Origin of the sequence: Parasphingorhabdus sp. (assembly GCF_048269865.1) — a bacterium.
GTDB lineage: Bacteria > Pseudomonadota > Alphaproteobacteria > Sphingomonadales > Sphingomonadaceae > Parasphingorhabdus.
Genome location: NZ_JBLWUA010000003.1, coordinates 60,040 through 84,974, shown reverse-complemented (window position 1 = coordinate 84,974; position 24,935 = coordinate 60,040). Strand labels below are relative to the sequence as shown.

Below are 24,935 nucleotides of genomic sequence, written 5' to 3'. Positions count from 1 at the left end.
CTTGGCGGCTCTATTTCGGGGTAAATCCGATGTGCAGTTCCTTGAGCGACCGCAGCAGGAAATGCGGGTGGATGGCAAAATCATTCTTGCCCTCGACAAACCACATATCCTCGAACCGGTCGACCACGGCGGTAAAGCCCCAGGTCAGTTCGCGCCGGGCGAGCGGCGCGCCAAGACAATGGTGGACGCCCGAACCGAAGCCCATGTGCGCCCCTGCCCGTTTGCGTTCGAGGTCGATTTTCTCCGGGCAGTCGAACACACTCTCGTCGCGGTTGGCCGCGGCAAAGCGGACATTGATAAGCGCCCCCTTGGGGATCGCTACGCCGTGTAATTCGACATCCTCTGCGGCGAAGCGCATCAGGCTCTGCACCGGCGATTCCAGACGCACCACCTCCTCGACAAAGGTCTTCATATATTGGTCGGGATCGCTCTTCAGCTGCTCCCAGACATCCTTGTTCTCGATCAGCAACCTAATCCCGGAGGCCAGCGCGTTGGTCGTGGTCTCGCTGCCCCCGACAAATGTGTCGGCCATCATTTCGGCGTGCAGTTCATTGTCGCTCAGTGGTCGGCCCCATTCCTCGATCACCCGGTTGACCAGCTCGCTGAGCAGGCTGTCGTCGGGATTTTTGCGCAGCCGCTCGAAAACCGGATGGAAATAATGCTGCCCCTCGATCTCGCGGTCGACCATCTCGAGTTCCGTTTCCTCGTCGAGCATCATCGATATCCGGTGAAAGAAGGCGTCGGTCCAGCGCTTGATCTTCCACATGTCCTCGCGCGGCGCGCCCATCTGCTCGCCGATGATATATAGCGGTAATGGCACCGCAAACTGGCTGACCCAGTTGCACTCGCCATCGTCGATAAAGCCGTCGATCAGCTCATAGGCGAGATTCTCAACCAGCGGGTCCATGGTCTTGATCTTGCTCGGCCTGAACGCTTCGTTGAACATCGCCCGCATCTGCTTGTGGTCGGGATCATCGCGGCTGCCCAGCGTCGGTTCGGGCAGCCAGCCCTTCTCCTCAAACCGCTGCTGCACGACGCGCTGACGTTCCGCGCTGCCGGTCTTGCCGAAAGCTGCGAATTTCTTCGGACTGCTGGAAAAAGTCTCCGGGTCCAGCAGAACCCGGCGGACATCCTCATAGCGGGTGATGACATAGATATCGGTGCCCGGCTGCTTGTAGACCGGCGCTTCGTCGCGCAACCTTTTATAGGCATCATAAGGACATTGCTGCGTTTCTGCATCCAGCAGATTGATCTCGAGATCGCCCGTGGTTGCCATATCGCTTCTCCCTAGCGCACCTGAATTTTTTCCTCGCCCCATGGTGCAATTTTTTCGGCTTTCTGAAAGGCTTCGGGCAGCTCTTCGACCATGTGCATGGTCGCCCCCAGCCGCCCGAAGCCGACGAAAAAGGCACAGGTCATGCCCAGTTCGACAATTTGCGCTTCGCTGAAATGCTCCCGCAAACCAGCGTGCACGCTGTCATCAATCGCCAGATGATCAGTCGCCATTAGCTCGCCATAATGGATCGCCGCTTTTTCCGCGTCGCTCAGATTATCTGCTTCCTGCGGCTTTTCCAGCGAGCAGACCGCACCTTCATCGACGCCATCCTTGACCGCGTCGGTGTAGCGGATGGCCATGCAGCTGCGGCACTGGTTGAAAAAGGCGATGCGCAGACGGACCAGCTCGACCAGCCGTTCCGGCAGGGTGCGACCGCGCTTGAGCGCGCCGCCAAATTGCATCAGGCCGAGCGCCTGTTCCGGACAATGCGCGAAATAGCGGACCAGACCTTGTTCGAGATCGGTAGCAGCATCGGGATTGACCGCCTCCCGGATTCGCGGATCCCAGTCCTCCGGCGGCAATTTCGATATGCGGCTCATCCGATCCTCTCCAATCTGTCAATGGCGTTTTTTCCAGAATAGGTTTTACTGGTGGCAAAGATACTGTCCATTTGGAGAAGGAGAGGATTTGGACAAGACCCCCAATCACGCGTTGAGTCCGATGCCCTGTCCGGTCGCTCTGGAGGATGTCGATCTGTTCGAGCCCGGTGCGGCAGAGCACTGGTACGAAGCCTATGATATCTTGCATCGGGAAGCGCCGGTGCTGCGTCTGGCCGACGAAGGCCTGACACCGGACAAGGATGCCTTCATCCTCACCAAGCACGCTGATATTTCCCGGGTGGTCAAGGACTGGGAGCGTTTCCCGCCAACCCTGTCGCTGCTTGTCGATCAGATTGAGGCGACGGGCAGCTTGCCGCAGGAGATGCCCGATCTCGATGCGATGATCATCTCTATCTGCTCGCTAAGACCAACACCGGAACTGTGGCGCGCCCACCGGCAGGAACTGACCGATCCGTGGGTTGGCCCCGGTGCCGGTCGCCATCGTGAGATGATCACTGACCATGTCGACTTCCTCATCGACCAGTGGATCGCGGACAGGGAAGTGGATTTCGTCCGGCAATTTGCCCGCCCCTTGCCCCAGCGCACGATGGCGTCGGTGCTCGGATTTCCGCTTGAAGACGTCGCCCGGCTGGAAATCTGGGGCAATGCGCAGGTCATGTCTTATGTCCACGGCTGCGGCCACAACAACAAGCTGACTCCGGAACAGGCGCGCGAGAAATTCCGCCTGCTCGACGGATTCTCGGATTATGTCCGGCAAAAGACCCGCGAAAAACGCGCCAGTCCGCAGGACGACATGGTCAGTTTTCTGACGCAGGTGCACTATCAGGCGCTCGACCGGAAACTGACCGACGACGAGATCAACGGTGTCGTCTACGCCATGGTCATCGGCGGACTGGAAACCACCCAATATGCGATATGCGAACAGGCGCAGCTGATCTGCGAACGGCCCGGTCTGTTCCAGGAGCTGAAGGCCGACCGCAGCCTGATCCGCGGCTTTATCGAGGAGGGCATGCGGCTCCGCTCACCGACGCAGGGCCTGTCGACGCGGATCACCAGCCGCGACGAAATATTCCAGGGTGTGAAAGTGCCCGCCGGTTCTTCGCTGCATCTTCGCTGGGGCGCAGCCAATATCGACCCGGATGAATTTGAAGACCCCAAGGAATTGAAACCGGACCGCAAGGCGGTCACGCGCCACCTCGCCTTTTCCGCCGGCCCACGGGTCTGCCCGGGTGCCGGATTGTCGCGCCTGGAACAGACCATTGCCTGGAACCGGCTGCTCGACCGTCTCGATGATATCCAGTTCGGGCTGGACAATGATTTCCTCCATCAGCCGGGCATCATGCTGGGCACCAATCGACTGAACCTGACCTTCACCCCGGCATAGGAGACGCTCCATGGCTACGCTGCTCGCACATATTAAAATCAAATCCGGCAAGGAAGAGAAGTTCGAGGCGATCACGGCGGATATGGTCAAGCAGACGCTGGAGACCGAGACCGGCGTATTGCGCTATGAATATTGGAAAGGTCAGGAAGAAAATTTCTATTATTGCCTGCTCTCGTTCGAGGACAAATGGGCTTTCTACCGGCACCAGATGTCGGACCATCACGAAGGCCATGACTTCGGCGACGTGATTGCCGATATCAGGCTGGAATATGTCGATCCGGTGAAGGGCGCTGGCGGCGGTTTGCCGACCACTGTCGATCCGGCGTTGACGGACGATATGGAGGAACCGATGAAAATTGCCCAGGACCGCTTCCCGCTCGACATAGCGAGCTGGTGGACGGGACGGAAATAGGATCGTGACCGCACCAATCGCACTGGTCACGGGCGGCGCAGTCGGCATCGGGCGTGCCATCGCAATCGCGGTCGCCGAACGCGGCGGCCTGCTGTTCAACATTGATCCGGACGAGGAGCAGAATCTGGAGACCGGCAGGCTGGTAGAACAGGCTGGTGGACGGTGCGTGAGTTTTGCAGAAAATGCTGGTGATGCCCATGCGGTAAAACAGATCTTTGCGGAGATTGCCGGACAGGTCGACCGGCTAGACCTGCTCGCGAACAACGCGGCAATCTGGAATGACACTTCGCTGACCGGCGGCGATTATGACAGCCAGACAGAAGCCTTTGAGCGCGCCTTGCAATCGTGCACGACCGCCGCATTTTGCTGCACAATGGCTGCGCTGCCGCTGCTCGAACAATCGTCCAATGCGAATATCATCAATCTCAACACCGAACATATGGATGAGGATCGCGCGCTGACCCATATCGCCGCAGCCTCTGGCTATGATTGCGCAAAATTCGGCCTGTCGCGTTTGACAAAAAGCTGGGCGCGCGAGCTCGCGCCAAAGAATATCAGGGTCAATGAACTTTGCTTTGGAGCGGTCGACACCCCGATGCTCCGTGCGGTCAACCAACAGATTGCCGAAGCCGGCATGAAAGCCGAAGACATCGCCGCTGCCGTTTTTCATATCATCGATCAGGGACCGGAAGGTATAACCGGAGCAGCCTGTTCTTTCGGCTACAGCGGATCATCGCGTCAGGAGAGCCTCAGGCAGATTGCCGCTCTCGCGCATTAGGCAGAATCGAAAGACTGAAGGGTCGGTATCGGGCAATAGTCGATCTGGAGAAGCAGCGGTTTCGGTCAGGAAGCCGGTTGACTTCAAATCCGCCTGGCAATATTCGGGCATCGGTTCGGGACACCTGCCGCCTGCAGACAATTGTCGTGGTGAAGCTCCCGGAAGATACACATCTCGTCATGTTCAGAACATGCTTCAGGATGGCAATGCAGGCACCATTTTATCGAAGCATATTTTGCAATGAATGAGATATGATATGAATTCCCCGTACCTGAATGAACTGAAACAGCAGGCGCGTCGCTTGCGATCCGAAATCGCCGCGAAATCTGCGCCAATCTCGCACAGCCAATCGCTCGAGATGATTGCCCACCAACAAGGTTTCAAGGACTGGAATACGCTGCATGCGACCGCTTCCAACCGTCCCGCCTTTGAAAAGCTGGGCTTGGGCGACACCGTGCGCGGTCGCTATCTGGGACAGGCATTTGCAGGCGAAGTTGTCAGTATCCGGACAGTGAAGCTGGGTCAGCTTTATCATGTCTCGATCCAGCTGGAACAAGCGATCGACGTAGTGACGTTTGATTCCTTTTCCAACTTCCGCAGGCGCTTGAGCTGCACGGTCGACCACAGCGGTGTTTCTCCGGCAAGGACGTCCAACGGTGAACCGCATATGATATTGGAGCTGTGACGATGGGAGGAGAAATATCGGCCCGCAAGCAGATACTCACCGACTTCCTTCAGGATGTCTGGACCGATGGCCAGGTTGAGAAAGTCGATCACTATCTGGCCGACAACTACAGCATTCACAATGATCCCGGCGATCCGTGGGACGGGCAGACTCTTTCAATAGCGGGATTCAAGGATCGCCTGATCCAGTCTCGCGCGATGGCGCCGGATCAGATCTTCGATGTCGAGAAAATGGTTGAGGAAGGCAATGACATTGCCGTTGCATGGTCTTGGTCGGGAACCCATCTGGGAGACATTCCCGGCATTCCGGCGACCGGCAGGAATATCACCATGACCGGCCTGACCATCTACAGTTTTGAGGGAGACCGGCTGTCTGGCCATTGGCAGATTGCGGATCGCCTGTCGGTATTCCAGCAATTGACCCAGGGTCCCGGCTGATCAGCTCTGATCGGCCGGTTTTCCGGAAACTTGAAGCTGGCAGCCTGTGCCAGCCTTATTCGGCTTCGGCATTCTTGTCATATTTGAGCTCAAGATAACGACCGCGGATCGACAGATTGTCGATATCGCCCTTCGCTATTTGCTGGGTAACCCCTGCGATTTCCTTTTCGATCAGGGTCAAGCCGCCGATCAACTGCTCGTCCGGCGATTTGCCGCTGTCATTGGTTTTGGCGCGCATCGAAAGGGGAATCGCGCGGTAGCCATTGATCAGTTCGGGCAGATGCTCGCCGACCAGCTTGCGCACCTCATAGGCTGCGGCATCGCCTTCGTTGAGCTTGTTCAGCTGCGGCGACAGCATATCCAGCTGGACGCCGATGCCGTTGACAATCTGCACCGCCGGTGCCGGGAGCGCCGGGCGCTGGTTTTCCAGCCAGATTTCGGTCTTGCCGGCCAGCGATTTCAGATCCGACTTCATGATCGTTTCGGGCGTCGGCATTTTCATTTTGGGAAATGTCATCGAGGCCCAGATACCGGCCGCGATCAGACCGGCAGAAATCATCACGCCCCAGAAACCGATGCCGCTCAATATTCCGCCGACGACGCTGGCACCGACCAGCACGCCGACAGTCCACAGGGCAGCGCGGCCGAGCTTCTTGAAAAAATGGCCCTGCTTCAGCTTGTGCGAGCGATTGCCGATCGAGCGCCGGAACTGGGATTCGCGGAGCGCCCGCGCCGCGCCGTCGTAGATTTGCTGATTGGTTTCGGCCACCGGTCCTTATTCCTCCAACGCCGTAAGCGGATTTTCCGAGGGCGCTTCCAGCTGCGCCTTGGCCTGCCCTTCAGACCGGGCGATATAGCCTTTCGACTTTTCGATCTCGCCAGACAGGCTGTTGACCGTAGTCTTCATATTTTCCAGCGCTTTCAGCTTGAACGTGTCGATATTGTCCATCGTGTCATAGACATTCTGGAACGCGCGTTGCAGCGTTTCGAGGGGGATCGTCGATGAAGCGGCCTGTTCGTGAATCTGGCCGGTCTGGTTTTTCAGCATCTCGCTGGTGCTGTCGATCACGCCCGCTGTCGTCGTGTTCAGCGCGCTGATCTGGTCGAGGACCAGCTTCTGGTTGGTCAGCGCCTGGGCCACGGTGACGCCGGTGCGCAAAGCGCCCACGGTGGTGGTGCTGGCACGGTCGACGCCCTTGACCAGCTCGACATTGTTGCGCTTGACCAAATCGAGCGCGAGATAGCCCTGCACCGTGACCGCCATCTGGGTCAGCAGGTCCTGCGTCCGCTGGCGCACATAGAAGAGCGCGCTTTCGCGGATCGCCTTGGCCTTGGCCGGATCGGTTGCGTCCAGTTCGGCGGCCTTGTCTTCCAGCCGCTGGTCCATGACCTTGGAGACGTGGATCATCTGTTCCAGTCGGCCCATCGCTGCCCACAGATTCTTGCGTTCGACATCGATCGCCGCATTGTCCATCAGCAATTCGTCCTTGCCGGAGCGAAGCCGGTCGAGGATCGAGGCGATATGGCCCTGCGCGCTTTTGTAGCCGTCGAAATAATTCCGCATCTTGTTGCCGAACGGGATGATCCCGAAAATCTTGCGCTTCGCGGTCAGATTGCCGCGTTTGCCCGGATCGAGATCCTCAACCGTGCGACGCAGTTCGGCGAGATCGGAACCGATACCGCTACTCTCGTCCATCGACCGGATCGGGCGATCCAGAAAGCGGTTGGACTGCCCCGCCGCCTCGGCGATTTCCTTGCGGCCCATATTGGTAATCTGGTCCACTTTCTTGCCGAATTCCGGGCTGTTCTCGTCCTGTGCGATCAAATCATCGATAAAAGTGTCGACTTTTTGTTCCAGTTTGGACTTTACCTCGTCGCCGATCGACACCAGGCCGCCGGCCTTCTCGGGCGCGACCGGAACCACCGGATCGGGCGGAGTCAGTTTCAAATCTTCGGTCGCGGTGGTTGTTTCGGTCGCCATGCTGTTCAGCCTCCCTGCCCCGGCACCAGTGCGGGGCTTTCCTTATAAATGGATGCAAATGCCCCGCTTTTCAAGCGTTTCAACTGCTGTATTAGAAATATAATACAGTTTTTCGAAAACCACGCAACATGCTTCCATTTCTTCCACCGTCTAAGCTGGCTGGTCATCCAACACAGCAACCACCTGCGGCGCGATTTTCCCGACGATCACATCAATCCCGTCAGCGGTCGGATGAATCCCGTCGGGAAGAAAAAGATCCGGCTTCCCCACCACTCCGTCCATGAAAAACGGGTAAAGCGCGATATCATATTTCTTGGCCAGGGCCGGATAGATGACATTGAATTCCTTGGTGAATTCTGCACCCAGATTGGGCGGCGCCAGCATGCCAGTCAGCATCACGGGAATATCCCGGTCCTTCAGATTCGCGATCATCGCCTCGAGATTGGCCCGCGTTTCTGACGGTTTCAGCCCGCGCAGCATATCATTGCCCCCCAGGCCCAAAATCACCAGATCCGGTTTGCGCGACAGGCTGTCGAGCACAAAATCCATCCGCCGCAATCCTGCCGCCGTGGTATCCCCCGACACCCCGGCATTATGCACCCGGACGTCCTTGCCGTCCGCTTTCAGAGCGGCCTGCAATTCCGGCGCAAAACCCTCGTTCGGCTCAAGGCCATAGCCTGCGTAAAGGCTGTCGCCAAAAGCAACGACCAGGGTCTCGGCCTCTTCCGACGCTGCGGATTGCTCGCCACCCGTTTCCGTCGAGGCGGAGCCTACGTCCTCCTGAACAGCTTGCGGTTCGTCCGGCGCCGGACCACAAGCGATCAAAAGTTGCAGAAATGCCAGCGTGAACCCATATAAGATCAAATTCTTCAGCATTGGATATCCTTACTCCCATGATCCAGAAAACCGCCGCATCCAGCGACGCCGCCACAGTTGAACCCCATATCGCGATTGCAGCCCGGAATGTCACCCTGTCTTTGGGTGAAGGGACCGCACGGGTCGATATTCTGCGCGGCATCGATCTGTCGATCGAAGAAGGAAAGACGGTCGCCCTGCTCGGTCCATCCGGTTCCGGCAAGTCATCCCTGATGGCGATCCTGTCAGGCCTTGAACGCGCCAGCGGCGGCTCCGTCAACATCGCCGGCGCCGACTTTGGCACGATGAACGAAGACCAGCTGGCAGTGGCCCGGCGCGGACGTGTCGGCATCGTTCTGCAGGCTTTTCATCTGTTGCCGACGATGACAGCGCTGGAAAATGTTGCGGTTCCGCTGGAACTGGATGGCCAATCCAGACCTTTTGAGATTGCCGCAGAAGAACTGGCGGCAGTCGGCCTTGGCGATCGGCTCGGCCACTATCCAACCCAGCTTTCCGGCGGTGAACAGCAACGGGTCGCCATTGCCCGGGCCATGGCTTCACGCCCAACGATCATCTTCGCAGATGAACCGACGGGCAATCTTGACGGAGCCACCGGGGAGAAAATTATCACCATGCTGTTCGATCGTCAGAAAGCGACCGATGCAACCCTGCTGATCATTACCCATGACCCCGAGCTCGCCAAACGCTGCGACCGGATTATCGAATTGCGCGATGGGCTGATCGAGAAGGATAGCGCCGCGTGACGCGCACCGAACTCGGCAAAGCCTGGACAATCGCGCGCCGCGACCTGCGAGGACGCTTTGTCGGGTTACGACTGCTGATCGTCTGTTTATTGCTCGGCGTTGCAACCTTGGCCGCTATCGGCAGTCTCACCAATGCGATCACCGAAGAACTCGCCAATCGCGGACAGGCGATCCTGGGCGGCGATCTGGAGGTCGCGGTTGCCCAGCGCGAAGCAACCAGCTCCGAACTGGCGGCGCTGCGAAATGCCGGAACACTGTCCGAAACCTTGCGGATGCAGGCCATGGCGCGGCTGCCGGATGGCAGCGACACACAATTGGTTGAACTGAAAGGGGTGGATGACGCCTATCCCCTCTACGGAACATTTACCCTGGAAAACGGCGATATGGCCTCGGGCCCAAAAGCCGACGAAATTTTCATTACCCCTGCCCTGATGCAGCGCCTGTCACTGGCCATTGGCGACACAGTGTCATTTGGCGAGACCAGCTTTACGGTTTCCGGTATCATCGGCCAAGAACCCGACCGGCTCAGCGAGGGCCTTTCCCTCGGTCCGGTAGCAATTGTGTCGCTCGAAGGGCTGCGCGCGACGCAATTGATCCAGCCGGGCAGCCTGTTCGAGAGCAAATATCGCGTCAAATTACCGCCAATATCTGAACCCGGCGAAATCGCGGATCAACTCACCGAAAAATTTCCCAATGCCTCATGGGAAGTGAAGACCCGCGATGACGGCGCGCCCAGCACCCGGCGGTTCATCGAACGCATGGGGCAGTTTCTGACTCTGGTCGGCCTTGCATCACTGGTGATCGCCGGCATCGGCGTCGGCAATGGCGTCGCTTCCTATTTGCGCGGCAAACAGGGCGCAATTGCGACTCTCAAGATTCTCGGCGCAGACAGCGCGATGATTTTTCGCATCTATCTGCTCCAGATATTGGCCGTGGCGCTGGGCGCGATTGTTGTGGGTCTCGCTATCGGGGCTTTGGCACCGCTGGCGATTATTGAGGTCGCCGGAGATGTCCTGCCAATCAAGCCGGAATTTGCCGTCTATCCGCTACCTCTGCTTGTAAGCGCGCTCTACGGACTGCTGATCGCCGTCATTTTTGCGCTGCCCCCGCTGTCGCGCGCCAAAACCATCCCGGCAGCTGGCATCTTTCGCGGCGAAGGCCGGTCCTGGCGCAGGATTGACCGCCAGAGCTTGATCGGCGTCGGCCTGTCGATCGCTGCCATCATCGCGCTGGCCCTGGCGACTGCTCGCGAGCCGCTTTTTTCAGCGTCCTTTATCGGGGCGGCAACTGCCATCTTGCTGCTGCTCACCGCGCTCGGCGCGTTGATCCGCTGGCTAGCGAGCAAGGCACCCCGTCCCAAGCAACCTTTGCTACGCCTTGCTTTGACCAGCCTCCATCGACCGGGAGCGCAAACCGGACAATTGGTCGTGGCGCTGGGTCTGGGCCTCACCCTGTTTGCCACGCTGGCCGCGATCCAGACCAGTTTGACGAATGAGATCCGCTCGACGGTGCCGCGCGATGCGCCCAGCTTTTTCGTCCTCGACATCCCGGTCGAGCGCGCCAACGACTTCCGCGCCAAAGTTGCTGAAACCGCCAGCGATGCGGAAATTAATGTCGTGCCGACCCTGCGTGGGACAATCACCGAATTTGGGGGCCAAAGGGTAGCCGACCTGGAAACGCTGCCGGAGGGCGCCTGGGTGCTGCGCGGTGATCGTGGCCTGACCTATAGCGCCACGATTCCCGAAGGCAGCGAAGTCGTCGCGGGCGAATGGTGGGACGCGGATTATGACGGGCCGCCGCTGGTTTCGGTTGACGAAGAGCAAGGCGCTGCCTTGGGCCTCAAGATCGGAGACAGTCTGACGGTCAGCCTGCTGGGCGTTGAAATTCCAGCGAAAGTTGCGTCTTTCCGCAAGGTTAACTGGCGCAATTTCGGATTCAACTATGTGCTGGTGTTTCCGCCGAGCGTGCTGGCCAATGTCCCTCACAATGTTGCTGCAACGATCCAGCTCGATCCAGCCAAGGAAGACCGGCTTCTCAGTATCTTGCCGAGCGAGTTTCCCTCGATATCGATGGTGAAGGTCAAGGAGATTGCCGCACAGATTGGTGATATATTGGACCAGATGGCCACCGCCATCGCTGCGGCCGCGTCGATCGCCATCCTGTCCGGTATCGCCGTACTGATCGGGGCCATCGCGGCCTCCCGCCAAGCGCGTGTCTATGACAGCGTGATCCTGAAGCTGCTCGGCGCAACGCGCTCGCAAATATTGTCGGTGCAAGCCATCGAATATGCGTTGCTGGCATTTTTATTGTCAGCGGTTGCGCTCGGCCTTGGTCTGTTGGGGGGCTGGTTCGTTATCACCCAGATCTTCGAGTTTACCTGGCAACCGGACTGGGCGGTGGTGCTCCTGACCCTGGGTGTCGGCGCGATCGCGACGCTGTCGATCGGTCTGCTTGGTTCGATTCCCGTGCTATCGGCAAAACCGGCGAGAGCTTTGAGAGAACTTTAGGCCGCGCCCTCATCCAGCGCTGGATCTCCCGCCAGCCTCACAGCAATGGGCGCGGACAGAAACAGTTGCGAGAGATGGTAAAAAATCAGTGGCAGAATGATCAGGCCAGCCCGCTCTGGCGCGAAGAGGATCGCTGCCAATGGCGCGCCAATTGCAACGCTTTTCTGTGACCCGGAAAACAGCAATGTCTTACGATCGGCGCGGACAAATCCCATCCAGCCGCCGAGCAGCCATGTGCCGCCAAAAGCCAGGCCCAACCAAAGCACAAGAGCAGCGCCCAACCAGCCGAATTCCGCACCGGTTACCCGGCTCCACATCCCGGCAATGATCGCGGCTGAAAAGGAGACGTAAACCGCCAGCGCAATAGCACCCCGATCAATCCAGCCCGCAAGCGCTTTATATTCTATGACCAGCGGGCGCAGCCATTGCTGAAAGACCTGCCCGAGTACAAAGGGCAACACCAATATGGCGGCCAGCTTGGTGATCGTGCCGCTGGTGATCTCGACCCCGGCAGCGCTGGCGAGCAAGGCAAATAATAGCGGCGACAGGAAGACTCCGACCAGATTGATGAATGCGCTAGCGACAACCGAGGCAGCAACATTGCCTCTGGCGATAGCGCAATAGCTGGTCGCGGACTGAACGGTCGAGGGCAGCACGCCCAGGAACAGAAAACCAAGCGCGACGTCGACCGGCAGAACCGTAGCGACGGCCTTCGACAGGAGCAGGCCGATGGTGAGCATTACGCCGAATACCCAGACAAATATCGTTCCCTGCAACCGAATATTTCCCAGTCCAGCCCGCACTTCATGACGTTCCAAACGGATGCCATGCAGCAGAAACACCGAAAAAATCCCCGCATTGAACAAGATTTCCGCAACATCCTTGGCCGTGCCCTGGACCGGGACAAGCGTCGCGAGCAACACTGCTCCGCTGAGCAGCCAGATAAATTTGTCGGTAAGGATCAGGCGAAGGGTTTGCATCGCGCGCTGCCATGCCTTTCCCGTTGCCTCACAGCAACTATTATTGCAGATTGTTACTGTGAAAAGCGAAAAGACCATCGGCCCGGTTCGCGCATGGGCACTTGCGGCCGGGGGCATGGTCGGCGGCGGCATTTATATATCCCTGGGCGTGGTGATCCAGGCGGCAGGCGCATGGGCCTGGCTGAGCTTTGCCATCGCCGGACTGGCTGCACTCATCTCGGCCTACAGCTACGGCAAGCTGTCAAACAAATTTGGCCGCTCCGGCGGTGCCTTTGAATTTCTGGAAGAAATGAAGCATCCCGACGTCGCCGGCAGCCTTAGCTGGCTGCTGATCATCGGCTATACATTGACGATTTCTGTCTATGCCTATGCATTCGGCCATTATGTCGCCCACAGCTTTGGCGGCAGCGAAATGATCATCCGCGCCTTGGCTTTGGCGATCGCGATCCTGATGATCGGTCTGAATTTGATGGGAGCAGGCAAACTGACCGGTGTCGAGGTCTTGATCGTGACGGGAAATCTGCTGATCCTCACTGTCCTTGCAGTCATCGGCATGCTCGACTGGAACCCGTCCGCCCTGAGCGACGGCGTCCCCGACAAGCCGCTCTCTGCCGCCTTCGTCGGTGCGGCCGTGATATTCATTTCCTATGAGGGGTTTCAACTGCTCGCCTATGAATATGGCGACCTGGTCGAGCCGAAGAAATATTTCGTCCCCGTGCTGGTCTCAGCGAGCATTTTCGTGATCGGCATATATGTCGCCGTGACTCTGGGCGCCACGATGATCCTGGGCGCTGGCGGCGTGGTCGAAGGCAAGGAAGTCGCGCTTTCCAATGCGGCACAAAAAGTTCTTGGTATCCCAGGACTTATTGGCATGACCGTCGCCGCAGCCTTTGCCACTTCGGCAGCAATTAATTCGACTCTCTTTTCGACCGCAAAATTGGCGGCCCGGATCACCCGCGACAAGGAATTGCCGAAATTCTGGGGCCATAAAAATAGCAATAATATCCCGGATCGCGCGGTCATCGCATTAGGTCTGACCGCCGGGATGCTTGCGATTACCGGCTCCCTCTCGTCGCTGGTCGAAGCGGCAAGTCTGGTGTTTGTCGCCACATTTGGCGTGGTCAACTATTTGTGCGCACGAACGATGGCCAACGGCGACCTCGTCGCTTGGATTGGAACCGTGCTGTGCGCGGCGATCGGTGTCGTGCTGATCTATCATCTGGCCCATAGCCAGCCTATTCCGCTGATGATTCTCGCTAGCCTTATTCTGATCTCGATCTTCGTGCGCCCGATCCTGCTCAAGAAACGAACCAGCCAGTAATCCACAAGACTGTTGTTGCAGCGCAGCACGATTTCCGGTAGAGGCGCGGCCACTGCGGGGCGTTGCTGATGGCCGCCCTTTCCTCTTCTTACGGTAGAATTTGATATGTCCCTTCGCAATATTGCAATCATTGCGCACGTTGATCACGGCAAAACCACGCTGGTTGACCAGCTTTTCCGCCAATCCGGCACGTTCCGCGACAATGAACGCGTCGAAGAACGAGCGATGGATTCGAACGACCTGGAAAAAGAGCGCGGCATCACGATTCTCGCCAAATGCACCAGCGTTGAGTGGAAGGGCACACGGATCAATATCGTCGACACACCGGGCCACGCCGACTTCGGTGGTGAGGTTGAACGCATCCTGTCGATGGTCGATGGGGTGATCCTGCTGGTGGACAGCGCCGAAGGCGCCATGCCGCAAACCAAATTTGTGACCGGCAAGGCACTTGCGCTTGGCCTGAAGCCAATTGTCGTCGTCAACAAGATCGACCGTCCTGATGGCCGTGCTGAAGAAGTGCTCGACGAAGTGTTCGACCTGTTCGTCAATCTCGACGCGAATGACGAGCAGCTCGACTTTCCCTCGCTTTTCGCGAGCGGGCGCAACGGCTACGCAGGCGAAACGCCGGATGTTCGTGAAGGCGACCTGTCGCCGCTTTTCGACAAGATCATCGAACATGTGCCAGAGCCTGACGTCGATCCGGATGCGGAATTCAAATTCCTGGTTACTCTGCTGGACCGCGACAATTTCGTTGGCCGCATATTGACCGGCAAGGTCGAAAGCGGGAAAATCGACGTCAACATGCCGATCCACGCGATCGATATGGACGGCAATATCGTCGAAACCGGACGCGCCACCAAGATCATGGCTTTCAACGGCCTAGAGCGGGTGCCCGTTGAAAGCGCCAAGGCGGGTGACATTATTTCTCTCGCCGGCCTGACCAAAGCAACCGTGTCCAACACGATCTGTGATGTATCGGTAAAAGAACCAATTGCTGCACAGCCAATTGATCCGCCAACGCTCTCCATGCGCTTTGCCGTCAATGACAGCCCGGTTGCTGGCCGGGAAGGTGACAAGGTCACCAGCCGCGTCATCCGCGATCGTCTGGAACGCGAAGCAGAATCCAACGTGGCGATCAAAGTGACCGAAAGCGACGACAAGGACAGCTTCGAAGTCGCTGGCCGCGGCGAACTGCAACTCGGCGTTCTGATCGAGACGATGCGCCGCGAAGGCTTTGAACTCGGTATTTCCCGGCCACGCGTTCTGTACCGCGAGGAAAATGGCAAGCGCGAAGAACCTTATGAAACTGTCGTCATCGATGTTGATGACGAGTATGCCAGCACCGTTGTTTCCAAGATGCAGCGGCGCAAGGCGGAACTGACCGAGCAGCGCCCCTCTGGCGCCGGCAAGACCCGCCTCACCTTCTCCGCGCCTTCCCGCGGCCTGATCGGCTATCATGGCGAATTTCTTTCCGATACGCGCGGTACCGGCCTGATGAACCGCCTGTTCGAAAAATATGACGACTATAAGGGGGTTATTGAAGGCCGTCCGGTTGGCGTGCTGGTTTCCAACGGCACCGGCAATACCGCGGCTTACGCACTGAATATGCTCGAAGAACGCGGCGTACTGTTCATCGGCGCGCAGACCCCGGTTTACGAAGGCATGATCATTGGCGAAAATGCCAAACCGGGCGATCTGGATGTCAATCCGATGAAGTCCAAGGCGCTGACCAACTTCCGTGTCTCCGGCAAGGAAGACGCCATTCGCCTGACCACGCCAAAGGTCATGACGCTGGAACAGGCAATTGCCTATATCGACGATGACGAACTGGTCGAAGTAACGCCGAAAAACATCCGCCTGCGCAAACGCTATCTGGATCCGAACGACCGGAAGAAAGCATCGCGGCAAGCGGCTGCGGCTTAAAGCGAAAGCAATCCAAATCAAAAGGCGGCCCTTTGGCCGCCTTTTTTATATTTAGGTCACACGATTCTAGGTCAATCCGCGCTCAGGATCGCTTGGAATATCAGGATGATTGTGGCATTGGGCCAGCAATTCCTTTTCTTTGAAAGACCTGATGAATGACTGACGATAAATCCGAAATGGCAACGAATGAGAAATCCGATCAGGACATCCCGCCGGACCGGCTGGCGATCAATCCGCGTAGCCCGCATTTTGGGGGCGATTTGTTGTCGCGCGGGATCGGCATTAACTTTCGCGGTACCCGCAAACATAATATCGAAGAATATTCAGTATCTGAGGGCTGGGTAAAGGTTCAGGCTGGCAAGACGATGGACCGCAAGGGCAATCCGCTGCTGATCAAGTTGAACGGTGAAGTGGAAGCCTGGTTTGAAGACCTTGGCGATGACGCTCCGAAGATGACCAAGGGCGCTTGATCGAAACGCTCCGGCAATGCCCCCCGGCATATCCAGTTGCCAATTGCGCTGGTTTTCTTTGGTCGGTGGTTGCGCAGCGCTTTTCACAATCCGGTCTTGACCAGCATCGGACCGTTCAACGCGGTAGGCAATATCATCATGCTGATGCTATGCTATGTCGGATGGAAGCAATGTAAATTGGCTGAACAGGGAGCGGACGTATGACATTTGCCGGAAAAATAGTCTGGATCACGGGAGCATCGTCAGGAATCGGCGAAGCGCTGGCCGTGGCCTTTGCGGAACAAGGGGCGCATATCATCCTCTCTGGTCGCCGAACAGACGCGCTGCAAAGGGTTGCCAACGGACTGGAAACCGAAAGTTTGCTGCTGCCTTTCGAGACGACCGATTATGATGTCCTGCCTGCACAAGTTGAAGCAGCCCGCAATTGGAAAGGCAAGGTCGATATCCTTGTCAACAACGCGGGAATCAGCCAGCGCAGTCTGGCACTCGAAACCCATCCCGATGTGCATCACAAAATTATCAACGTCGATCTGCTCGCCCCGATCTGGCTGACGCAGCTGCTGCTCCCCCATATGATTGCGGCTGGCGGCGGACATATCGTTGGCATCAGTTCCGTTGCCGGCCGGGTTGGCGTCCCGCTGCGCACAGCCTATTGTGCCGCGAAGCACGGGCTGATTGGCTATATGGACGCGCTGCGAGCGGAAACGGAAAGGCTGCATAATATCAGGGTAAGCAACATATTGCCGGGCTCGATCCGCACCAACGTATCACGCAATGCCTTGACCAAGGAGGGTGCCAGCCGGGGCAAGTCTGACTCGGTTATCGACAATGGTATGGAGCCGGCAGAATGTGCCCGGCAAATTCTGGATGGCATTGCCAACAATGTCCCGGAACTGATCATCGCCCAGGGTCCGGAGATGACTCTGGCCAAATTGCGTCAGAGCGATCCCGAGCAATGTTTCTCCATCGCGAGTGATATGGGCGCGGAGATTGCAGCAAAATATGAAGCAGGAGATGATGACTGATGGCTCTGATATTACTCGAAAAATCGGAGGGCGTGGCGACGATAACGCTCAATCGTCCGGAAGCGATGAATGCTCTGTCTCACGCACTGAGAAGTGAATTTCACGCAGCCTGCCAAACGATCTCCGAAGATGATGATATTCGTGCTGTCATCGTTACCGGTGCCGGTGACCGGGCGTTTACAGCGGGCCTCGACCTCAAGGAACTGGGCGAACAAGGCCTGGGTGCAGCGACCGACCAGCAGCCCGCCAGCAATCCCTGCCGGGCACTGGAATCGCTGGCCGTACCGGTGATCGGCGCGATTAACGGGGTCGCCATTACCGGTGGCTTCGAACTGGCATTGGCTTGCGATATCCGTATCGCATCAAGCAACGCCCGTTTCGCCGATACCCACGGCCGTGTTGGCATCATCCCCGGATGGGGGCTTTCGCAGAAACTCTCGCGGTTCATCGGGCTTTCACGCGCCTGTGAGCTGAGCTTCACCGGACAATTTCTCGATGCACAGACCGCCTGTGACTGGGGATTGGTGAACCATGTGTATGAACCGGATGAATTAATGACAAAAGCCCACGCCCTTGCCGCCGACATGGCCAGCATGGATCCGAGCTTCCTGAAAGCGTACAAACGGCTGATCTTCGATGGCTACGATCAGAATTTCAAAGAGGCCATGGCGCTCGAAAAACAGACGACTGACGCGTGGAATGCTGATGTGACGGCGGAAGAAGTCGAGCAGAGACGGCTTGCCGTTATCGAGCGCGGCCGGGCGTTAAAGAACTGAGATGAAACTCAACGCGCTCGATCATGTGAACATCATTACCGACGATCTAGCCGGAACGGTGAAGTTCTTTGCTGAAGTTTTCGGTCTTGACGTCCGCGACGGTCCGGAGCCCTTGCCTCCGGAGCATGTGCAGTGGCTTTATGATGATAGCGACCGCGCGATTTTTCACATCAATTCAAAAGAAATGCAGCAGGCCTATCGCCGCGATACACAATCCGGGCCGATGACAGGCGCGATCCATCATGTTGCGCTGGATTGCAGCGATCATAACGGATTTATCGCGCGCCTCGAAGCCCATGATATCGAGTATCGGCTGAATGACATACCGTCTATCAATCTGAAGCAATTGTTTTTCAGCGAACCCAATGGCGTGCTTCTGGAGCTCAATTTTCGCGGCGAATAGCGTTGGAAGCGATGTTAGCGGAAGATACAGTTGGTCCCCGCCCAAAGGTCTGTAATTCTCGCATCTTGAGCATCGCTATCCAATAGTCCGGAGAGCCCGCCAGCGCCATCGCCGCCGGTATGAAATTCGGTACCGATGCTACTGTCATCATCGATCTCAAATGTGATCGATTGCGCCATTGTTGTCCGCTCCGTTCCGATGCCGATACCGCTCATGGTGGTAAGGTCTGAGTTCTTATCGCCGTCGCTCAAGGCCCAACCAACGAACTTACCATCCTGAAAATTGGCAGTAAAATCGCCAAATTGGCTGAAATCAACCGGTCCCGCTCCGCATTCCTGATTTGAAGTCCTGCTATCAACGGGCCCCAGTTGCGCCGCAATGGCCTGTTCGGCTGTAGCTCTCTCCGTGCCGAATGCCAGCAGACGCGTGCTGCCGGTCGTGGCATTCACGAAGCGAAGCCCCTCACCGTCGAGCGCTACGGCAATTTTTACCGTATCTTGTTTCTCGGGTTTTGCATCGACCGTTTGATCCGCTTCTGCTTCCGCCACTGCGTCGCTCGGTTCTGCTGTTCGATTTTCTTCCGCACAGGCCGCTACACCGACCAAAAGGAGCAAGGACAGCGACAGGCGCGAAAGGCCCCTCACGAAGGGTTCCCCCCGATCTGGGCGACATTTTCATCTATTTTAACCCACTGCTGCTTGCTGTCGGTCCAGAAATGGACCTGAGGCTCGAGTATGCTGGTATCGTCCAGGGTTCCCGCCTTGATGAAGGTCATGCCCGGCTGGGTCGGAAGCGTGGTCTTTACTGGCGAGCCACAGCTACCGCAGAAATGGCGATGGACGATATTTCCGCTGTCAGCATGGTCTTCATATGTCGCAAGAGAACCGTGGATATCGATTTGTTCATCGGACACCGCGAACAGCACGGAATAAGCGCTGCCTGCCTGTCGCTGGCAATTTTTGCAGTGACAGACGCCGCACATCTGCAGTTCCCCCTCAATGCTATAGCTTACCGCACCGCATAAACACTGGCCTGTTATCGTCATCCCTATTCTCCCTGATTAGGCAACCTTGCGCACAAAAACCGTCCCGGCTGAATAACCGGCGCCAAATGAGCAGATCAGCCCCAATTCTCCCTCATCCAGATCGTCACTATGCTTGTGAAAGGCGATGATCGAACCGGCGGAAGACGTATTGGCATAAGTATCCAGGACCGTCGGACTCTCATCGTCACTCGCTTCGTGGCCAAGCACGCGCTGCGCAATCAGGCGATTCATCCCGGCATTGGCCTGATGCAGCCAGAGGCGACGCAACTTGGCCGCTTCAATGCCGAGCCGCTCCATTTGCTCGTTGATCATCGTCGCAACCATCGGCACCACTTCCTTGAAGACCTTGCGGCCTTCCTGGACAAACAGCTTGTCCTTGGCATCCCGGCTTTCCGGATGGGTCCGGTTGAGGAAACCGAAGTTGTTGCGGATATTGTTGGAAAACTGGGTCTTGAGTTTCGTACCGATAATTTCCCAATGCTCGGCTGGGGCAACGTCCTTGGCTTCCACCAGGATCGCGGTGGCCACGTCACCAAAAATAAAATGGCTGTCCCGGTCGCGCCAGTTGAGATGGCCGGAACAGATTTCCGGATTGATCACCAGCACCGATCTGGCACTGCCCGAGCGGATATAATCGGCGGCTGTCTGAATGCCGAAAGTGGCCGATGAGCAAGCGACGTTCATGTCAAAGCCAAAGCCGTCCTCCATCCCGAGGGCATCCTGTATCTCGACCGCAATCGCCGGATAGGCCCGTTGCAGATTGGAACAGGCACAGAGCACCGCATCCACGTCTTCCGGCTTTCGCCCTGCCCGCTCCAGTGCCTGCAGCGCGGCCTTTACCCCTATTTCGGCCAGAATAGAGATTTGCTCATTCGGACGCTCCGGCAAACGCGGACACATGATCTCCGGATCGAGAATTGGCTCCTTCGAGAGCACGAAGCGCGATTTGATGCCGGATGCTTTCTCGATAAATTCTACTGAACTATGCGGTATTTCTGCCACTTCTCCAGCTTCGATCGCCTCGGCATTCTGACGATTGGTGAGATCGGCATAAGCGTTAAAACTGGCAACCAGTTCGGCGTTGCTGATACTGTCTTCCGGCGTAAACAGGCCGGTAGCGGAAATCACGGGAATATTATTATCCGTCATGGGAAGCTATTTTTCCTTCTGCGATTGCGCTTTATATAGCGCTTGAATGCGACGGTAATCTCCCTTGGCGAAACTGGCAAGAAGGGTTGATCATGCTTTGCCAATCCGCCGCCGCTTGCTATCGATAGCCCATGAATGACCGCGTTAAACTCGATGACAGCTGGAAAGAGCCACTCTCCAGCGAATTTGACAGCGAATATATGGGAAATCTCCGCGAATTTTTGCTGAAAGAGAAATCGGCGGGCAAGCAGATATTCCCAAAAGGGGCAGAATATTTTCGGGCACTCGACCTGACTCCGCTCGACAAGGTTCGCGTCGTGATCCTGGGCCAGGACCCCTATCATGGTCCAAGCCAGGCCCATGGACTGTGTTTCAGCGTCCAGCCCGGCGTTCGACCACCGCCTTCTCTGGTCAATATCTACAAGGAACTGGAAAGCGATCTTGGTCTGGCGCGACCAAGCCACGGATTTCTGGAGCATTGGGCCAAACAGGGCGTATTGCTGCTCAACAGCGTATTGACGGTCGAAATGGCCAATGCCGCCTCTCATCGGGGCAAGGGATGGGAGCAGTTTACGGACGCGATCATACGCCTGATAGCAACAAAATCCGAACCGGTGGTTTTCCTCCTGTGGGGCAGCTACGCGCAGAAAAAGGCAGCTTTCGTGCAAAGCGTCGACCAGGGCGGCCGGCACTTGGTGCTGAAAGCTCCTCATCCATCGCCCCTGTCGGCCCATAACGGATTTTTCGGGTGCAAGCATTTCAGCAAAACAAACGCGTTTCTCGACCAGAACGGACTGGCTCCAATTGACTGGAGCCTGCCCCCCGTCGGTTCCGAAACGACTTGAGCGCCCGATCAAGAGCGGCGATGAGTGCTTTAACGTCGGCAAGACGCCCCAACTCCTGGCTGGACAACAAGCAATGCAATGCGCTGTCTGATTCCAGCAAGATTGCAGGCAAATCGAGCCCAGCGATCACCGGAAAAGCATCAGACGGATAGGCGCGGGCAAAGTCCTGCCGGTGATAGAAGCGCTTTTCCATAGGCAGGCTGTCGAGATAGTTTCGCCAAGGCCTCCGCATGGACACGGCGCCGTGACTGATCATGCACAAACTGCATTCGTAAGTCTCGGGCCGCACCAGTTTGTGTACCGCATCCATCAGCGCCGAGGTCCAGCCGTCATCGGCATTGTAGACAATGACCAAACGGTCGATCGACACGTCTCCGGCTGTTTTTGCGACCTCCTGCATCAGTTCTGGTTCGGTACTGATGCCTCAGCCGTTACTCCCTGGATCCAGGCGTCAATATCACGCGCGACCTGATGCGGCGTCTCCTCCATCGGCAGGTGCCCGGCATCGGCATAGGTTATCAAAGTGCTCCCCGGAATCCTGCTTTCAAAAGCGTTGGCATGGGACGGCGGAATGACGGTGTCCTGTTCTCCCCAAAGCACCAGAACCGGCATATTCAGACTGCCGACTTCGTTCCATTTTTCCGGTTCACGATCGGTTTTTCCCCGGTCCAGTGTCGCTTGGCGGTTGCCGGGGAAGCGCAATAGCTCCCAGTAGCGATCAACCATTTTTTCCGTCAACCGCTCAGGCTGCGCATAACTGTCCTCCAGAGAAGATTTGACCAGAAAGCGGGGCGTTATCTCCGGCAAAAGAAGTTGCCCTAGCCATGACTGAGCGAGTCTGGCACCAAGATATGGCTTGCCGGCCTGCTCGACCTGCGCACCAGAGGCATCGATCAAAATGAGCCCCGACGTGCGTTCCGGCACAGACAGACCCGCGCGCCAGGCGATCCATCCGCCACGGCTGTTGCCAACCCAATAGGCCTTGTCGACACCAATTGCGTCGAGGACCTTGACCGCCGAGGCGATATTGGTTTCGGCATCATAAGCGCCCGTTGGACTGGGTCCGGTCAGGCCATGTCCGTAAAGGTCCAGCGAAATCATGCGATATTTGTTTCCGAGCAAGGCGACCAGCGGCTCCCAAGTCTGTAGCAGACTGTTCGATCCATGGATCAGCAGCAGCGCGGGGCCATCCCTGTTGCCTTCATCGCGATAATGGATTTTGCCGCCCTGTCCGTCATCCAGGAAACGCGACGATTCATTTGAATATTTCGTGATCATCTCGGCGCGATCGGTATCCGGCGTGCGAAATATCAGGAAAGCCGCACCCAAGAGAATCAGGAGCACAACCAAGATACGGATCGTCTTTTTCATGATATCGCCTTTGTGCCGAACAGGCCGAGTGTAACAAGAGTCATGATACACACCAAAGACTTATTCGACAGCCTGCCATTGTCCCGGGAGAAGGTCTGCAACTGCCCAGTCGCCAATGCTCCAGCGTATCAGCCGCAAGGTTGGATTCCCGACAGCCGCAGTCATCCGGCGGACTTGCCGGTTACGGCCTTCGCTTATGGTGAGCTTTATCCAGCAGTCCGGAACGTTTTTGCGCACCCGGATTGGCGGATCGCGCAGCCATACCTCCGGATCAGCGATACGCTCCGCTTTGGCGGGCCTGGTCAAGCCGTCCTTCAACTTAACGCCCTGCCGCAGCATGGCGAGACTCTTGTCTTCAATATCGCCTTCGACCTGCACCAGATAGCTTTTCGGTAATTTATATTTAGGATCGGATATCCGTGCCTGCAGCTTTCCATCGTCGGTGAGAACCATCAGTCCCTCGCTATCGCGATCGAGCCGTCCCGCGGGATACACGCCGCCCATATCGATATAATCGGAAAGCGTAGGCCGTTTGGTTTCACTGCCCCGATCGGTAAATTGCGGCAGCACTCCGAATGGCTTGTTAAAGAGGATCAATTTGGCCATGCGCTTCTTTGCCAGCACCGAACAGAATGAGCAATGGACCAGGATCGCGTTCCATCATTGTGAGGGGCGAGGAAAGTATTGGCGGTGCCGCTATCACTACCGGTCTCGCTCGAAAATGTGTAACGGGTGCGGATGCAATTTAAAAATTTTAAAACCGAAGCTTTCCTGCGCGATTACTGGCAGAAACGGCCACTTTTGATCCGCAATCCCTGGCAGCAGTGGCAAAACCCTCTGTCGCCCGACGAACTTGCCGGCCTGGCGTGCGAAGACCATGTTGAATCACGCCTGATTACGCAAATGAGCGATGACTGGAATGCAGAACACGGCCCCTTGCCTGCGACGCGCTTTGGTGAATTGGGAAAATCCCCCTGGACGCTTCTGGTTCAGGCGGTCGACCATCACGTTCCAGATGTGGCAGCGCTTGTCGATCCGTTTCGGTTCATCCCTAACTGGCGCATAGACGATGTGATGGTCAGCTATGCCAGTGACGCTGGCGGTGTGGGCCCGCATTTCGATCATTATGATGTTTTTCTGATCCAGGGTCTCGGCCGGCGGCGCTGGCAAATTGGCGGCATGTGTGACGATCACACGCCGTTGCGTTCGCATGAAGACCTGCTTCTTCTGGCTGATTTTGAAGCCACACAGGAATGGGTGCTGGATCCGGGAGACATGCTCTATATCCCTCCCGGCATTGCTCATAATGGCGTCGCAGTCGGCAAGGACTGTATGACCTACAGCATTGGTTTCCGCTCGCCATCGCGCAAGGAACTGATTGGCAACTGGTGCGATGATCTGCTGCCAACACTGACCGATGACGATCGCTATCGCGACCCTGATCTGTCCGTTCAGAGCAATCCCGGGGAGATACCAAAGACGGCGATCGACCGGCTGCACGCCATGCTGACCGAGACGCTGAACGACCGCGCCGCTTTTGCCCGATGGTTCGGGGAACATAACAGCACACCGCGATATCCGGATACGGACTGGCGTCCCGAGGAGCCGATCGAAACAGAACATCTGCGCGGCTTGCTGACAGCCGACCATCCCCTGCTCCGTAATCCCGCCAGCCGGTTTTCTTTTGTTCGTGAGGAGGAAGATGAGTTGCTGCTATTCGTCGACGGGGAATCTTTCCCCTGCGCAGCTGAAACGGCTGCCGTCGCGAAAATGCTGTGCGCTCAGGACCAGTTTGTCATCAATCCGGAATGGCAGAAGTCGGACGCCGTGGTGACACTGCTCGCAGGACTGTATAATCGCGGCAGCCTTTCGTTCGACTGGCGCTAGCCATCAGGGATTCAGGACAAAAAAAGGGCGGCAGTGCCAAG

Annotated in this window: 27 protein-coding genes; 15 read left to right on the top strand and 12 right to left on the bottom strand. The window is 57.2% G+C overall.

The genetic code is table 11. The features are described from left to right. Positions 1-10: 10 nt before the first annotated feature. Positions 11-1,276 (bottom strand): cytochrome P450, encoded by a 1,266-nt coding sequence (locus tag ACN0WW_RS04790; protein WP_417609951.1) that lies wholly within the window; start codon positions 1,274-1,276, stop codon positions 11-13. 11 nt (positions 1,277-1,287) lie between these two features. Next, positions 1,288-1,875 (bottom strand): carboxymuconolactone decarboxylase family protein, encoded by a 588-nt coding sequence (locus ACN0WW_RS04785; RefSeq protein ID WP_417609949.1) that lies wholly within the window; start codon positions 1,873-1,875, stop codon positions 1,288-1,290. A gap of 88 nt (positions 1,876-1,963) precedes the next feature. On the opposite strand from ACN0WW_RS04785, the gene ACN0WW_RS04780 reads away from it, so the two are divergent. The 5 genes from ACN0WW_RS04780 to ACN0WW_RS04760 all read left to right on the top strand — a co-directional run bounded on the left by ACN0WW_RS04780 (position 1,964) and on the right by ACN0WW_RS04760 (position 5,592). Then, positions 1,964-3,280, top strand: a complete 1,317-nt coding sequence (locus ACN0WW_RS04780) for a cytochrome P450 (RefSeq protein ID WP_417609947.1) — start codon at positions 1,964-1,966, stop codon at positions 3,278-3,280. A gap of 10 nt (positions 3,281-3,290) precedes the next feature. After that, complete coding sequence (locus ACN0WW_RS04775; RefSeq protein WP_417609945.1) at positions 3,291-3,692, top strand: antibiotic biosynthesis monooxygenase family protein; 402 nt, start codon at positions 3,291-3,293, stop codon at positions 3,690-3,692. Between the two features lie 4 nt (positions 3,693-3,696). Then, positions 3,697-4,470 carry an SDR family NAD(P)-dependent oxidoreductase gene (locus ACN0WW_RS04770; protein WP_417609943.1) on the top strand — a complete coding sequence of 258 codons (774 nt, stop codon included), beginning with the start codon at positions 3,697-3,699 and terminating at the stop codon, positions 4,468-4,470. Between the two features lie 256 nt (positions 4,471-4,726). Then, on the top strand, positions 4,727-5,155 hold the full coding sequence (locus ACN0WW_RS04765) for a glyoxalase superfamily protein (RefSeq protein WP_417609941.1): 429 nt from the start codon (positions 4,727-4,729) through the stop codon (positions 5,153-5,155). A 2-nt stretch (positions 5,156-5,157) separates the two neighbouring features. After that, positions 5,158-5,592: an ester cyclase gene (locus tag ACN0WW_RS04760; RefSeq protein WP_417609939.1), complete on the top strand. Its 435-nt coding sequence runs from the start codon at positions 5,158-5,160 to the stop codon at positions 5,590-5,592. Positions 5,593-5,647: 55 nt separating this feature from the next. On the opposite strand, the gene ACN0WW_RS04755 is transcribed toward ACN0WW_RS04760, so the two are convergent. The 3 genes from ACN0WW_RS04755 to ACN0WW_RS04745 all read right to left on the bottom strand — a co-directional run bounded on the left by ACN0WW_RS04755 (position 5,648) and on the right by ACN0WW_RS04745 (position 8,449). Then, positions 5,648-6,361: a hypothetical protein gene (locus tag ACN0WW_RS04755; RefSeq protein ID WP_417609937.1), complete on the bottom strand. Its 714-nt coding sequence runs from the start codon at positions 6,359-6,361 to the stop codon at positions 5,648-5,650. Positions 6,362-6,367: 6 nt separating this feature from the next. Further along, positions 6,368-7,573, bottom strand: coding sequence for a toxic anion resistance protein (locus ACN0WW_RS04750; RefSeq protein ID WP_417609935.1), 1,206 nt, complete (start codon positions 7,571-7,573; stop codon positions 6,368-6,370). A gap of 150 nt (positions 7,574-7,723) precedes the next feature. Then, positions 7,724-8,449, bottom strand: a complete 726-nt coding sequence (locus ACN0WW_RS04745; RefSeq protein ID WP_417609933.1) for an arylesterase — start codon at positions 8,447-8,449, stop codon at positions 7,724-7,726. Between the two features lie 17 nt (positions 8,450-8,466). On the opposite strand from ACN0WW_RS04745, the gene ACN0WW_RS04740 reads away from it, so the two are divergent. Together ACN0WW_RS04740 and ACN0WW_RS04735 are read left to right on the top strand one after the other, a co-directional pair. Then, positions 8,467-9,192 (top strand): ABC transporter ATP-binding protein, encoded by a 726-nt coding sequence (locus tag ACN0WW_RS04740; protein WP_417609931.1) that lies wholly within the window; start codon positions 8,467-8,469, stop codon positions 9,190-9,192. Further along, positions 9,189-11,699 carry an ABC transporter permease gene (locus tag ACN0WW_RS04735; RefSeq protein ID WP_417609929.1) on the top strand — a complete coding sequence of 837 codons (2,511 nt, stop codon included), beginning with the start codon at positions 9,189-9,191 and terminating at the stop codon, positions 11,697-11,699. The genes ACN0WW_RS04740 and ACN0WW_RS04735 overlap by 4 nt, the downstream gene beginning before the upstream one ends. On the opposite strand, the gene ACN0WW_RS04730 is transcribed toward ACN0WW_RS04735, so the two are convergent. Next, entirely contained in the window at positions 11,696-12,679 is a 984-nt protein-coding gene (locus ACN0WW_RS04730) for a bile acid:sodium symporter family protein (RefSeq protein WP_417609927.1), read from the bottom strand. The genes ACN0WW_RS04735 and ACN0WW_RS04730 overlap by 4 nt on opposite strands. A 58-nt stretch (positions 12,680-12,737) precedes the next feature. Between ACN0WW_RS04730 and ACN0WW_RS04725 the strand changes: the two genes are divergently transcribed. The 6 genes from ACN0WW_RS04725 (at position 12,738) to ACN0WW_RS04700 (ending at position 18,597) form a co-directional block, all read left to right on the top strand. After that, the gene (locus ACN0WW_RS04725) at positions 12,738-14,000 is read left to right on the top strand and encodes an APC family permease (RefSeq protein WP_417609925.1); all 1,263 of its coding nucleotides are present in this window, start codon (positions 12,738-12,740) and stop codon (positions 13,998-14,000) included. Between the two features lie 105 nt (positions 14,001-14,105). After that, positions 14,106-15,923, top strand: coding sequence for a translational GTPase TypA (typA, locus tag ACN0WW_RS04720; RefSeq protein ID WP_417609923.1), 1,818 nt, complete (start codon positions 14,106-14,108; stop codon positions 15,921-15,923). A 155-nt stretch (positions 15,924-16,078) separates the two neighbouring features. After that, the gene (locus ACN0WW_RS04715) at positions 16,079-16,393 is read left to right on the top strand and encodes a DUF3297 family protein (protein ID WP_417609921.1); all 315 of its coding nucleotides are present in this window, start codon (positions 16,079-16,081) and stop codon (positions 16,391-16,393) included. Between the two features lie 200 nt (positions 16,394-16,593). Further along, the gene (locus tag ACN0WW_RS04710) at positions 16,594-17,418 is read left to right on the top strand and encodes an SDR family NAD(P)-dependent oxidoreductase (RefSeq protein WP_417609919.1); all 825 of its coding nucleotides are present in this window, start codon (positions 16,594-16,596) and stop codon (positions 17,416-17,418) included. Continuing rightward, complete coding sequence (locus ACN0WW_RS04705) at positions 17,418-18,194, top strand: enoyl-CoA hydratase (RefSeq protein WP_417609917.1); 777 nt, start codon at positions 17,418-17,420, stop codon at positions 18,192-18,194. Before ACN0WW_RS04710 ends, ACN0WW_RS04705 begins: the two co-directional genes overlap by 1 nt. A 1-nt stretch (position 18,195) precedes the next feature. Next, positions 18,196-18,597 carry a VOC family protein gene (locus tag ACN0WW_RS04700; RefSeq protein ID WP_417609915.1) on the top strand — a complete coding sequence of 134 codons (402 nt, stop codon included), beginning with the start codon at positions 18,196-18,198 and terminating at the stop codon, positions 18,595-18,597. Between the two features lie 14 nt (positions 18,598-18,611). Here ACN0WW_RS04700 and ACN0WW_RS04695 read toward each other — a convergent pair whose 3' ends face one another. From ACN0WW_RS04695 to ACN0WW_RS04685, 3 genes are all read right to left on the bottom strand, one after another. Beyond that, positions 18,612-19,145, bottom strand: coding sequence for a hypothetical protein (locus tag ACN0WW_RS04695; RefSeq protein ID WP_417609913.1), 534 nt, complete (start codon positions 19,143-19,145; stop codon positions 18,612-18,614). Positions 19,146-19,237: 92 nt separating this feature from the next. Continuing rightward, positions 19,238-19,642, bottom strand: a complete 405-nt coding sequence (locus ACN0WW_RS04690; protein ID WP_417609911.1) for a GFA family protein — start codon at positions 19,640-19,642, stop codon at positions 19,238-19,240. A 15-nt stretch (positions 19,643-19,657) separates the two neighbouring features. Further along, on the bottom strand, positions 19,658-20,791 hold the full coding sequence (locus ACN0WW_RS04685; RefSeq protein WP_417609909.1) for a beta-ketoacyl-ACP synthase III: 1,134 nt from the start codon (positions 20,789-20,791) through the stop codon (positions 19,658-19,660). A 131-nt stretch (positions 20,792-20,922) separates the two neighbouring features. Between ACN0WW_RS04685 and ung the strand changes: the two genes are divergently transcribed. After that, the gene (ung, locus tag ACN0WW_RS04680; protein ID WP_417609907.1) at positions 20,923-21,636 is read left to right on the top strand and encodes a uracil-DNA glycosylase; all 714 of its coding nucleotides are present in this window, start codon (positions 20,923-20,925) and stop codon (positions 21,634-21,636) included. Here ung and ACN0WW_RS04675 read toward each other — a convergent pair. The 3 genes from ACN0WW_RS04675 to ACN0WW_RS04665 are packed head-to-tail and all read right to left on the bottom strand — an operon-like array spanning position 21,551 to position 23,613. Further along, positions 21,551-22,036 (bottom strand): hypothetical protein, encoded by a 486-nt coding sequence (locus ACN0WW_RS04675; RefSeq protein ID WP_417609905.1) that lies wholly within the window; start codon positions 22,034-22,036, stop codon positions 21,551-21,553. The genes ung and ACN0WW_RS04675 overlap by 86 nt on opposite strands. Beyond that, positions 22,036-23,007 carry an alpha/beta fold hydrolase gene (locus ACN0WW_RS04670; protein ID WP_417609903.1) on the bottom strand — a complete coding sequence of 324 codons (972 nt, stop codon included), beginning with the start codon at positions 23,005-23,007 and terminating at the stop codon, positions 22,036-22,038. The genes ACN0WW_RS04675 and ACN0WW_RS04670 overlap by 1 nt, the downstream gene beginning before the upstream one ends. A 60-nt stretch (positions 23,008-23,067) precedes the next feature. Beyond that, positions 23,068-23,613 (bottom strand): pseudouridine synthase, encoded by a 546-nt coding sequence (locus ACN0WW_RS04665; protein WP_417609901.1) that lies wholly within the window; start codon positions 23,611-23,613, stop codon positions 23,068-23,070. Between the two features lie 132 nt (positions 23,614-23,745). Between ACN0WW_RS04665 and ACN0WW_RS04660 the strand changes: the two genes are divergently transcribed. Continuing rightward, the gene (locus ACN0WW_RS04660; RefSeq protein WP_417609899.1) at positions 23,746-24,894 is read left to right on the top strand and encodes a JmjC domain-containing protein; all 1,149 of its coding nucleotides are present in this window, start codon (positions 23,746-23,748) and stop codon (positions 24,892-24,894) included. Positions 24,895-24,935 lie beyond the last annotated feature (41 nt).